Below are 12,021 nucleotides of genomic sequence, written 5' to 3' on the forward strand. Positions count from 1 at the left end.
GGCGCGCTCCAACGCGCGGGCTTCCCTCGTCACTGCTCGCTCCTTCGTCGCTGCGCGGCTCCTCAGTCCAGCCCGCGCAGCGCGCCAAGACACGCTCATGCTGGCCCTCCTCCGATCAGGGTCAAGAACGCGTCCTCCAGGCGCCGGTTGGGCCCGAAGCTGGTCACCGGGATCTCCAGCCGCACCAGTTCCGTGAGCAGCCGCGCGGGGCCGGCGCCGTCGAGGAGCACCAGCAGCCCGTCGCCGGTACGCGCCGCGGAGGCGACCCCCGGCAGCGCGCCCACCTTCTCCACCAGGGCGTCGCTCAGCTCGCCCTCGTGGCCGACCAGCAGGCTGCTCCCGGTGCCGGCGATCTCCTCGACCGGGCCCGCCTCGACGAGCCGGCCGCGGTCCATGACCACCAGATGGGTGCAGGACTGCTCGACCTCCGCGAGCAGATGGCTGGAGACGATCACGGTGCGGCCCGCCGCCGCGTACCGGATCATCACCTCGCGCATCTCGCGGATCTGCGGCGGGTCGAGCCCGTTGGTCGGCTCGTCCAGGATCAGCAGATCGGGCAGGCCCAGCATGGCCTGGGCGATGGCCAGCCGCTGACGCATGCCCTGGGAGTAGGTGCGCACCGCGCGCTCCAGCGCGTCGCCGAGCCCCGCGATCTCCAGCGCCTCGTCCAAGTGGGCGTCCCCGGCCGGGCGGCCGGTGGCCCGCCAGTACAGCTCCAGGTTGGCCCGGCCGGTCAGATGCGGCAGAAAGCCCGCCCCCTCGACGAAGGCGCCCACACGGGAGAGCACCGAGGCGCCGGGCCTGATGGCGTGTCCGAACACTCGGATCTCACCGCTGTCGGGGGTGATCAGCCCCATCAGCATCCGCAAAGTGGTGGTCTTGCCCGCGCCATTGGGCCCGAGCAGCCCGAGGACCTGCCCCTTCTCCACGGTGAAGGAGAGGTCCTTGACCGCGTACCGGTCGACCGACTTCGCGTACCGCTTGCTCAGCCCCGTGATCCGCAGCGGCACCTCGGCCAGCTCGGGGTCGGGCGCCGGGGCGGCCGTCCGCCGCCGCGCGGTCAGCAGCAGGGCCAGCGCCACCACGGCGGCCACCAGCGGCAGCCCCCACACCCACCAGGGCAGCGGGGCGGACTGGGTGTGCACCTCCGGCGCGGTGGGGACCGTCAGGCCCCCGTCCGCGAGGGAGACGGTGTAGTCGGCGGGCTCGGCCGGCGAGGCGTAGCCGAGGTCGGTCGCGGCCAGCACCAGCCGCAGCCGGTGGCCCGGCTCCACCTCGTGGTCGACGGCGGGCAGCCGGAGTTCGACGGTCCGGCCCCGCTCGGCGCCGGTGACCCGCACGGGGGAGACCAGCTGCTCGGGCAGCACCTGCGCCCCGTCGGGCCCCACGTCGTACACCTTCGCGAACAGCACCGCGTCGGGCGCGTCCGCCTTCACCCGCACCGTGACCGAGGGCGAGCCGGTGATGCGCAGCGACCGGCGCAGCGGCGCGGAGTCGAAGCGGGCGTACTGCCCGGGGAAGTCGAGGGAGAGCCCGACGCCCAGGGACGAGGCCTGGGAGAGCCCCGCGATACCGGGCACCGAGGAGACGGCCGACGGCCCGCCCCCCGGCGGGTTGGCGAACGACTGCTCGCCGCCGCTCAGCCGCACGGTCCGCCCGTGGCCGGTGAGCCCCGGATAGCTGTCGCCCGTCGCGCCCCGCAGCCGGGCCGCGCCGTTGGTGGAGTCGAACCCGCCGGTGCGGGTGATCCGGAAGGCCGGGCCGGTGTCCACGCCCTTGTCACCCTTGAGATAGCGGTCGAACCACGCCCGGGTGCGGGCCGTGACGCGGTTGGTCTCCGGGTCGCCCCCGTCGTGTCCGCCGGCGATCCAGTCGACGGCGACCGGCGCCCCGTTGGCCTTGATGGCCTTGGCCATCGCGTCCGACTGGTCGAGCGGGAAGAGCGAGTCGGTCTGGCCCTGGAGGATCAGTGTCGGGACCTTGATCCGGTCGGCGACGGCGGACGGGCTGCGGGCCTCGAGCAGCCGGCGGGCGGCGGCGTCCGGCTTGCCGGCCACGGCGACCCGCTCGTACATCGCGCACAGCCGCTGCTCGAACCGGCCGCACCCCTGGCCCCCCCGGCCTCCCTGACCGCCCTGGTTCTCCTGGCCTCCCTGACCGCCCTGGCCTCCGCGCCCCGGGTCGGCGGTGGGGTCCGCCGAGCCGGTGGTGAAGAAGATCCCCGTCCAGAGCTTTTTGAACACGCCATCGGGGAAGAGTGAGTCGGCCAGGTTCCAGTAGGTGATCGCCGGGGCGATGGCGTCGACGCGGCGGTCGTACCCGGCGGCGAGCAGCGAGGCGGCCCCGCCGTACGAGGCGCCCGCCACCCCCACCCGGGGATCCCCGGCCGCGTCGAGCCGCACCTCGGGCCGCTCGGCCAGCCAGTCGATCAGCCGCCGGACATCGGCCACCTCGCGGTCCGGGTCGTTCAGCCCGATCTTCCCCGTGGACGCGCCGAAGCCGCGCGCCGACCAGGTCAGCACGGCGTATCCGTCCCGGGCCAGCTCCTCGGCCTGCGCCCGCAGATCGTCCTTGCTGCCCCCGAAGCCGTGGGCGAGCAGCACCGCGGGCCTGCGGCCGGAGCCCGCGGTGAAGTACGAGGTGTCGATGCGGGCACCCGGCATGTCCAGCACCCGGTCCTCGCGGTGGACGGACGGGCCACCTTCTGAGGCGACGGCGGCGACGGCCGCCCAGGTGCCCGCACCCGCGAGCACGGCGACCGCGGCTGCCGCCGACACCACCAGCCGTCGGCCGCGCAGCCGGGCTTTTCGCAGAATCATGTCTGCACCCTAAGCGGGCCCCGCAGGCAGGACCGCTGACACCGGGTGGATTCCGGGCCCCTCCCCGGGGAGTACCCTGCCCGTCTTCCGTACGACTTGCGCGGTACGGCGCGGCGGCCCGGCGGGTGTGGCGCGAGCGGCCTCTGGGACCCGCTCAAACCGCCCGTGGCCAGGGACTTTTGTCGGTGCCCGGCGGTAGAATAGAGGGGTCAAGAACAAGGGTCCCCGACCTCCTTTGGAGGATGCCGATGGCCGCTGCCGCCACACCTCTCCCGGACCTGCCGAGCTATGCGACCCTCCCGACACAACGAGTGCCCGCCGGACGTCCGCGCGAGTGGTACGAGACCCACCACCGCCGGCTGAAGGCCATGCGTCTGGCCATCGCCCTGCTCAACTCCGGGGTGTACCGCCCCGAGCAGGCGCCCAACCGCAAGATACGCACCACCGCGGCCCGGATCGGGGTGCGTCCGCCCTCCGACACCACCTGCCGCACGGTGCGGTCCCTCATCCGCTACGAGCACCGCTGATTCCGGTCCCGCCGCGCCGTCGTTCCACGGCGCGGCGGGCCATTCTCAGGTTTCTCAGGCGTTCTCAGGTTTTGTCAGTCCCGTTGGGCGATCACCCGGTAGGCGTTGGACAGATGGCGCCGGCCGGCCAGCGGCTTGATGAGGAAACGGTCCAGCCCGGCGGTCGCCAGCAGAGCGGGGACGCCCGCCAGCACGATCGCCGCGCGCAGCAGCCGGCGGACCCGCCCCGGCGGCGGCGCCAGCCAGGGCTGGTCCTCGGGCGGGGCGACGGCGTTCAGCAGCAGCCACACCGCGCCGACCAGATCGACCGGGTCGTGCGGCCCGGCGTGCTCCTCGGCGACCACGGTGAAGCCGAGCCGGGACAACTCCTCGCGCAGATTGGCCACGGGCACGAAGTGGAGGTGCTGCGGCTGTAGCCACGGCAGCCACCAGCGGCCCAGCAGCCGGGCGAAGCGGCTCTCCGGGTCGGGCACGTCGATCAGCAGATGTCCGCCCGGGCGCAGCGCGCGCCGCGCCGCGCGCAGCTCCCCGCGGGGGTCCGTACTGTGCTCCAGATAGTGGAACATGCTCACCACGTCGTACCCGTCGGCCAGTTCCGCCACCCGCTCGACGAAGCCGCCGCGGATGCCCTGCGTCACCCGGCCCGCCCGCTCGGCCAGCTCCACCCCGGCGCTCAGGTCCAGCCCGTCGAAGAGGGTGCCGGGGAAGACCGCGCGGGCCGACTCGCAGAAGTGGCCGTGCCCGGTGCCGACGTCCAGCCAGTTCCCCGGGGCCTCGGCGAACGGCCGCAGCGACTCCGCACGCCTGACGTACGTCTTCCGCCGCCCGGAGAAGAGACCGCCCATGTCCTTCTCGCCCAGGCCGTCGTAGAAGTCCCGGTAGTAGAACTCCAGGCCCTCGCCGCTCAGCCGCGGGTTCTGGAACACATGGCGGCAGTCCCGGCACCGATCCAGGCGGAAGTCGCCCGGCTTGTGCTGGAAGAGGTCGGTGGTGCGCAGCCGCTCCTCCAGCCCGGCCGAGCCGCACCACGGGCAGTCGACCCGGCGCGGCTCGAAGAACCGGCCGGTGCCCCGCGCGAGATCGTCCGCGTAGCGCGGGCGCAGCGCGGCGACAGCCGCGGCGCGATCGCCTTTCTTCGGGGCCTCGTCCGCCTCCGGGGCGCCCCCGCCGCTGTCGACAGCGGCGCGTCCCTTCGACTCACTCGGCTCCTCTTGTGCGGCTCGGTTCGCCGGGCCGGGCGCGGTGGGTGGTTCGACGCCGCTGCTCATCTCTCCTCCAATGAGGGCTGCGAAGGTGTCCGGGTGACGGCCCGCGCGGCCAGCCGTTCGAGATGGCCGGCGGCCGCGGCGGCGCCGCCGGCCGCGCGGAAGGACGCTCCGACGCGCTCGGCCGCCGCCCGATGACCCGGCTCGTACAGGACGGCGTCGAGGGCCTCGCCCAGCCCGGCCGCCGTCACCCGGCCGAACCGCACCCGCACGCCCGCCCCGGCGGCCACCACCTGCCCGGCGACCACGGGCTGGTCATCCCGGATGGGCGCCACGACCAGCGGTACGCCGTGCCACAGGGCCTCACACACCGTGTTGTGCCCGGCATGGCACACCACAGCCGCGACCCGGGCCAGCAGCGGCAGTTGGGGGATCCCGCGCACCACCAGCACATCGTCGTCCAGCGGCGCGCCGGGCGTGGTGTCCAGCGCGCCCGTGGGGTCGACGAGCACCGTCTGGAGGCGGCCGGCGCGGGCGCGCGCGGCCTCCCGGCAGACGGCGAGGAAGCGCGCCCCGGCGTCGGCGCTGACGGTGCCCAGGGTGACCAGGACCGCCGGGCGTGCCGGGTCGAGCCAATGCCAGGGGAAGTCGGGCGCGGCGGGGCGGGCGGCGATCGACGGGCCCACGAAGCGGATCCGCTCCGCGGCCCGCACGGGCCGGCCCGCCAGCTCCTCGGTGGTGAAGGCCAGCACCAGATGCGGCGAGAAGCGGGGATCCGCCGTCCCGGCCGGGTCGCCGATCCGGCCGCGCAACCCCTCCAGCAGCCCCTCCAGCCAGGCGCCGACCCGCGGCATGCCGTCCAGCGCCCCGGTGAACTCCGCCGAGGTGGTGGCCGAGGTGGCCCACCGTACGCCCAGCCGCTCGGCGACCAGACCACCGGCGACGGCCTGCTGGTCGGCGACCACCACATCCGGCCGGAACTCCTCGACCGCCGCCCGTACCCCCGGGGCCATCGCCTCGGCGAGCGGCACCAGAAAGCGCTCCCACAGGAACTTCAGCGCGCCGGGGCCCCGTGCGTCCGCGGGGCGCACGGCGCTGATGTCGCCTTCGCCGAGCGGGGGCACCGCGCAGCGGAAGACCACGGCCCCGTCCCCGGCCAGCCGCCCCACGACCTCCGGCGTACCGGCCCAGGCCACCCGGTGGCCGCGCGCGGCGAGTTCCGCTCCGACGCCGAGCGTGGGATTGATGTGTCCGGTGAGCGGCGGCACCACGAACAGGAAGCGGCGTCCGGTGGCGACGCCGCTCATAAGGCCGCCTCCACTTCGGCGCGGGCCGCCACCGGAGGTCTCGCACCGGGATCGCCGATCCAGCCCAGGACATGGCCGAGCACCAGGGCGGGCACCTCGACCAGGACCGAGTGCTCATGGCCCGGCACGACGACCGTCCGACTGACCGGCAGCAGCGACTCCAGCCACGGCGCCTGGGCGGCCATGTCCGAATCGGCGCCGTAGAGGGCGAGAACCGGGCTGCGCACGGAACGGATCCGGCCCTCGTCCAGCACCGCGCTCGACGGTATGTCCTCGGCGATGGTGGTGGTGCGCACCAGCCGGGCCGCCGACCTGGCCAGCCGGGCGGTGTGCCCGCCGTGGTGGGCGTCGATCCAGGCCAGGGCGTCGGCTTCGTGTTCCGACAGCTGGGCCGCGGTGTAGCCGAGGAGCCTGTCCAGCTTCGCCGCCCAGGCGCGGGTGGCCGGTTCGGACTCGATGAGCGAGAGGCCGGCCACCCGCTCCGGATGGCGGACCGCGTAGTGGAACGCGACCGTCCCGCCGAAACAGTTGCCGACCAGGTGCACCGGGCCGTGGATGCCCAGCCGGTCGAGCAGCCGCTCCAGGTCCCAGACGAAGGCCTCCAGCCGGTAGCCGCGCGCCGGGCGCTCGCTGCGCCCGTGGCCCCGCTGGTCGTACATGACCACGTCGATCCCGGCCGCGGCGAGGCCGGGGCCCACGGTGAAGTAATAGGCGGCCAGGCTGTCGGTGAGCAGGCCGTGCAGAAGCACGGCCGTGGGGGCCGTGGGGCCCCGTCCGGGGCGGGGCCGGCCGGGGCCGATCCGCTGCACATGGAGCCTGACGCCGTCCGGTCCGCCGGTGTGGACCATGGCCATCGGTCAGCTCCCCTCGGCGGCCTTCAGGCAGCCGACGACGTACTCGACGAGGCGCCCCACGGTGAGGTCGATGATCTCGTCGAGCTCCAGCCCGGCCACGAACTCGGCGAAGTTGACCTGCCGTCCGTACCGGGCCTGGAGACTTCCCGCCAGGGTGACCAGGTCGATGCTCTCCAGTTCCAGATCCTCCATGAACCGGCTGTCCGCGGCGATCTCGATGTCGTCGAGGCCGTACTCGTCGAGCATGCTCCGGAGCATGCCGGCGATGTCCGCGAGGACGGTTTCCTCGTCGTCCGCCGCGGGCGCTGTGGCCGTCTGCGGCCCGGCGGCCGCGTGTGCGTCGCTCATGTCGGGTCTCCTCACTCGTCGTCCGCCGGGCCGGGGGTCCAGGCCACGACGTAGTCCCTGCTGGGCAACCCGGGAGGGTTGGCCGTACGCACGCTGTGCACCCGGTAGCGGCGCGGCCGCCCGGCGGCCGTGGCCACCTCGAGCAGGAGCCGCTCCGGGTCCTCCGCGTCGAGCACGGTGACGCCCGGCCCGCGCCCCCCGCCCCCGACGTCCTCGGCCTTGGCGACCGCCTCCTTCGCCGCGCGGAGGGCCACGGCCTCCTGCCCGGCGGGGTCCTGTCCGGTGATCTCCTCGATATGGATGCCGGGGCCCGGCCCGGGGCCCTCGCGGGCCGGCGGCCGTGGCACCACCAGGGCCACTCCGGCCTCGGCCCGGCTCGCCAGCGAGACGTCCAGCCCGGGCAGCGTCCTACCGTGCACCCCGAGGACGTACGGGCGGCCGCGCGCGTCCTCGCACACCTGGATCTCGGCCGGGAAGACCGGCCCCTCCCCACGCGCCCACAGCCACTGCCGCACCGCGTCTTTGGCCGCGATCCGGCCCAGCAGCCACTGCCGCCGACCGCGCGGGGCCTGCCGCTCGTACGCCATGCGCTCGGCGCCGCCCAAGTGGTTGCGCATGATCAGGTCACGGGACGCCAGGTCGGGCCAGCGCTCGTGGAGCAGTACCCAGCCGCCGGGCCGCTGTGGCTGGGAGAGTGCGTTGAGCTCGGGGAAGCGCTCCACCGGCCGGGTGCTCGGGTGGTTGTCGAAGCGGCGGTCCTGCCAGCCGCCGATCTGGGCCCACACCTGCCCACCGACGAGCAGCTGGACATCCGCCTCGAGCGTGGCGTCGGTCAGCGAGACGACCCTGATCACGCACTCCACCGTGGTGCCGGGAAGCGGATGCGGCCCGAAGAGGCGGATGTGCCGCATGCCGACGGGGAAGACCACGGTCCGCTCGGTGCGGGTGGCCATGAGCCAGTAGCCGAGGAGCTGGCCGACGTTGTCCAGCAGCGCGCCGGGCGCGGCCGGTGTGGTGATCGAGCCGCGTACCCGCGCCGCACCGATCGCCGAGATCTCGCCGACCCCCTGGAACGCCGGGCCGTGGAACATCCAGCGCCGGCTGTACAGCTCGGCCGCGGTATGGGCGGGGGCCTCTTCGGCGGCCGGGTCGGCGGGCCAGGGGGCGGGGCGGGGGTGCGGGTAGCGGGTCGCGAGCTCCACCGTGCCCTGGGCGCTGCGGCCGAAGTCCACGGCCAGCCGGTCCGGGCCGTCGGGCGACGGCGTCACGGTGATGGGCACCTCGGCGGGCGGCGCGGCGGTCACCCACCGGCCGAACCGGGCACCGTGCACCGCGACCGCCCGCCGTCCGGGGGCCGCCTGCTCCGCCGCGTCCATGAGGTGTCCGACGATCGTGGTCGCCGGGACGACCGGCCACCGGTCCGACTCGTCGGGCCAGTCGGGCGGTTGCCGGAAGAAGCAGTGGTCGCGCAGGTACGGCATGGTGTCGGTGGACACCCGCAGCACGGTGCGCCAGGTTGTCGGCGGGGATGCGGTGGCGGGCGGTGCCGGCTGAGGGCTCGGCGGGGCCGACGGCCCGCCCGTGCGGCCCGCGACGGCGATCAGCTCGGTGGCGGCCCCGGCCGTCTCCCGCAGCAGCGCGCCGAGTTCCGCGGCCACCGGAAATTGCCCCGCCACCGCGCCCAGCGCGGACAGGGCGTCGGCCCGGTGGGCGGGGATGTCGGCAGGGGCGCCGTCGGCAGTGGCGGCGCCGGACGCCAACGCGCGGCGCAGCCCGGCGAGGTGGCGTTCGTCCAGGGAGATGAGCGCGCCGCCGAGGTCGAGCCGTACCGGCTTGGGCGAGGTGGCGGAGGGCGTGGTGGTGGGCGGTGCTGTGACGGAAGGCGGGGTGGCGGGGCGCGGCAGGGACGGGTCCACCCGGGCCCCGTCCACCCACAGGGCGGTGGCCACCCGGCGCAGCTGGGCGACGCCGTCGCGGTGCGGCGAGTCGGCGGCCACCGCGAGATGTTCCGACCCTTGCAGCGTGTCGTCGATGAGCGAGGCCAGCTGCCCCGGGCCGACCTGCACAAACGCCCGGAAGCCCGCCTCGTACAGCGCCTTCGTCAGCAGCCGGAAGCGCACCGGTTCGAGCAGATGCCGGACGAACAGCTCACGCACCCCGGCCGCGTCGGGCGGATACGGGGCCGCGGTCGTCCCCGACCAGATGGGCACGCTCGGCGGAAACAGCTCGAACCGCTCCGCGGCGGCTCTGATCGGCCCCAGGTAGGGCGCCAGCATCGGGGTGTGGAAGCCCGACTGGAACGGAAGGAGGTGCCCGATCACCCCTTCGCCACGCAACCGCCGCACGAACGCCTCGACGTCGGTCCGCGGCCCGCACACCATCGACTGGCTCGGCGCGTTGTCGTGGGAGAGCACGACCCGGCCGCCCGCGCCCTCCGCGAGCGCGGCCAGCACCCGCTCGGCGGGGGCGCCCAGCACGCCGAAGGCCAGCCCGGGCACGCGCAGCGCGTCGGGGTCGAACGAGCCGAGGAATTCGTCGACCGCGGCGCCGGAGTACACACCGGCCGACACCATCGCGGTCCACTCGCCGACGCTGTGCCCGGCCACCGCGTCCGGCACCACCCCCATCCGCCGCAACGCGCCGTCCAGCAGACGGCCGACGGCGAAGACACCGACACCGTGGCGGCCGACGTCGCCGACCGGCGCGCGGCCGTCGGCCGGTCCGACGGTGGCGGGGGAGAGCCCGAAGTACTCGGCGACGCCGTCCACCCGTGGCGCGAACTCGGCCTCCAGACCGGGGAAGACGAAGACAACGCGGCCCGGCCCGTTTGCCGCGCGCTCGCTCAGCAGCGGAGCGGGTGCGAACCACACGTCGTTGCGCCCACGCCACGAGTGCCCCTTGGCCACCACGCGCCGCGCCAGCGCCAGCCGCTTGGCGGTCGGCCCGACGACGCCGAGCCTGACCCGGCCCGCCGCGGGCGCGGTGGCCCGCAGCGCCGAGTCGTCCGCCGCCAGCCACGCGGCCAGCCGCTCCGGCGTCTCGGCCCCCAGCGCGAGCACGCGCTCCGCCTCGGTGACCTGGGCCCTGGGCGCGGCGGGATCGGGTACGCGCGGATGCGGTACGTCGGCCATGGCGCCGGGTGTGACATCGGGCGTAGCGGGAACCACCGCCCCGGCTGCGGCGGGCGCCACGGTGCCGGGCGTAGCGGTGGGCGTCAGCGTGGCGTCGGTGGCCTCGGTGGCGCCGATACCCGGCCTGGTGGCCATCGCCGCGTCCGTGGCGGGGAATGCGGCTGGTGGAGTGGTGTCGGGCCGGCGAGGCCGGGCGTGCGATGCGGCCCTCGGTGTGGCGCCGTGAGCGGCTGCCGCACGCTGCCGGGGAGCTGTGGTGTCGGCCATCGCGCCGGATGCGGCGATGGGCGCGGCCGTGGCCGCGGGCGCGCCGATGCCCGGCTCGGTGACCTGGGCCTTGTCCCGCGGCCGGGGGCTCGGGGGCGACGGGGGCCGAACGGCCCCCAACGGCGACTGCTCCAGCACCACATGCGCGTTGATCCCGCCGAACCCGAACGCGTTCACCGCCGCGCGGCGCACCCCCGCGCCCCGCCCGGTCTCCCACGGCTCCGCCGTGGCGATGGTACGGAAGCGGGTCGTGGCCAGGGCCGGGTGCGGGTCGTCGCAGTGCAGGGTGGGCGGCAGCAGTCCGTGGTGGATCGCCAGGGCCGCCTTGACCAGGCCCGCCACACCGGCCGCCGGCATGGTGTGGCCGATCATCGACTTCACCGACCCGATCACGGCGCGGTCGGCCCCGTCGCCGGTCACGGTGCCGAAGGCCTCCGCCACCGTGGCCAGTTCCGCCGTGTCACCCGCGGGCGTCGCGGTGCCGTGCGCCTCCAGCAGCCCGAGCGAGCCGGGCTCGCGCGGATCCAGCCCGGCCGCCCGCCACGCCTGGCGCACCGCCCGCGTCTGGCCGCCGGGGTCCGGGTTGACCAGGCCCGCGGCGCGGCCGTCGCCGGCCACGCCGGTGCCCCTGATGACGGCGTACACCTGGTCGCCGTCCCGCCGCGCGTCGGCCAGCCGCTTGAGCACCACGACGCCGGTGCCCTCGCCGATGAGGATCCCGTCGGCCTCGCGGTGGAAGGGGCGGATGCGTTCGCTCGGCGAGAGCGCGCGCAGCTGCGCGAAGACGCTCCACAGCGTGATGTCGTGGCAGTGGTGCACCCCGCCCGCCAGCACCGCGTCGCATCGGCCGGAGGCCAGCTCGCCCACCGCCTGGTCGACGGCGACGAGGGAGGACGCGCAGGCGGCGTCCACGGTGTACGCGGGGCCGCGCAGATCGAGCCGGTTGGCCACCCGCGAGGCGGCGAGGTTGGGCACCAGGCCGATGGCCGCCTCCGGGCGGTCGGGCCCCAAGCGTTCGGTGAACGCGGTCCGCACTCGCTCCAACTGGTCGGCGCCGAGGCCGGGCAGCAGCTCGCCGAGCGTGCGTACCAGCTGGTGGGCGGTGCGCACCCGCTGGTCGAGGCGGACCAGACCGGGCGTGAGATAGCCGCCGCGGCCCAGCACCACCCCGACCCGCCCCCGGTCGGGCAGCCGCTCCGCGCCGCCCGCGTCCGCGACGGCCGCGGCCGCGACATGCAGGGCGATCAACTGGTCGGGCTCGGTGCCCGGGACGGAGGCGGGCATGATCCCGAAGCGGGTGACCTCCACCTCGGCCAGCCCGTCGACGAATCCGCCACGGCGGCAGTACACCCGGTCGGCGGCGGCGGCGGCGGCGGTGGCGGTGGCCGGGCCGCGCCCGGGGGCGTAGAACTCGGCGTCCCACCGCTGGGCCGGGACCTCGGTGATGGCGTCCACGCCGGCCACCAGGTTGCGCCAGTATGTCCCCAGATCCGGCGCGCCGGGCAGCAGCACGGCCATCCCGACGATCGCCACCGGGGGTCTGCGCCCGCCGCCTTCGTCGTA

Annotated in this window: 7 protein-coding genes; 1 reads left to right on the top strand and 6 read right to left on the bottom strand. The window is 75.3% G+C overall.

Annotation, left to right across the window (positions count from 1 at the left end; translation table 11 throughout):
- Positions 1-95: 95 nt before the first annotated feature.
- A complete protein-coding gene (locus ACWY4P_RS50020) occupies positions 96-2,819 on the bottom strand; it encodes an alpha/beta fold hydrolase (protein WP_456207450.1) in 2,724 nt (907 codons plus the stop codon).
- Between the two features lie 242 nt (positions 2,820-3,061).
- On the opposite strand from ACWY4P_RS50020, the gene ACWY4P_RS50025 reads away from it, so the two are divergent.
- Positions 3,062-3,346, top strand: a complete 285-nt coding sequence (locus ACWY4P_RS50025; protein ID WP_456207451.1) for a hypothetical protein — start codon at positions 3,062-3,064, stop codon at positions 3,344-3,346.
- A 74-nt stretch (positions 3,347-3,420) separates the two neighbouring features.
- Here the strand turns inward: ACWY4P_RS50025 and ACWY4P_RS50030 are convergent, their stop codons facing one another.
- From ACWY4P_RS50030 to ACWY4P_RS50050, 5 genes are read right to left on the bottom strand one after another with little or no spacing between them, the layout of a single operon-like run.
- On the bottom strand, positions 3,421-4,614 hold the full coding sequence (locus tag ACWY4P_RS50030) for a class I SAM-dependent methyltransferase (protein ID WP_456207452.1): 1,194 nt from the start codon (positions 4,612-4,614) through the stop codon (positions 3,421-3,423).
- On the bottom strand, positions 4,611-5,858 hold the full coding sequence (locus ACWY4P_RS50035; RefSeq protein WP_456207453.1) for a glycosyltransferase: 1,248 nt from the start codon (positions 5,856-5,858) through the stop codon (positions 4,611-4,613). The genes ACWY4P_RS50030 and ACWY4P_RS50035 overlap by 4 nt, the downstream gene beginning before the upstream one ends.
- On the bottom strand, positions 5,855-6,712 hold the full coding sequence (locus ACWY4P_RS50040; RefSeq protein ID WP_456207454.1) for an alpha/beta fold hydrolase: 858 nt from the start codon (positions 6,710-6,712) through the stop codon (positions 5,855-5,857). The genes ACWY4P_RS50035 and ACWY4P_RS50040 overlap by 4 nt, the downstream gene beginning before the upstream one ends.
- Before the next feature lie 3 nt (positions 6,713-6,715).
- Entirely contained in the window at positions 6,716-7,060 is a 345-nt protein-coding gene (locus ACWY4P_RS50045; RefSeq protein ID WP_456207455.1) for an acyl carrier protein, read from the bottom strand.
- An 11-nt stretch (positions 7,061-7,071) separates the two neighbouring features.
- Positions 7,072-11,976, bottom strand: coding sequence for a beta-ketoacyl synthase N-terminal-like domain-containing protein (locus ACWY4P_RS50050; protein WP_456213318.1), 4,905 nt, complete (start codon positions 11,974-11,976; stop codon positions 7,072-7,074).
- Positions 11,977-12,021: the final 45 nt, after the last annotated feature.

It is taken from the genome of Streptomyces sp. LZ34 (assembly GCF_053890475.1).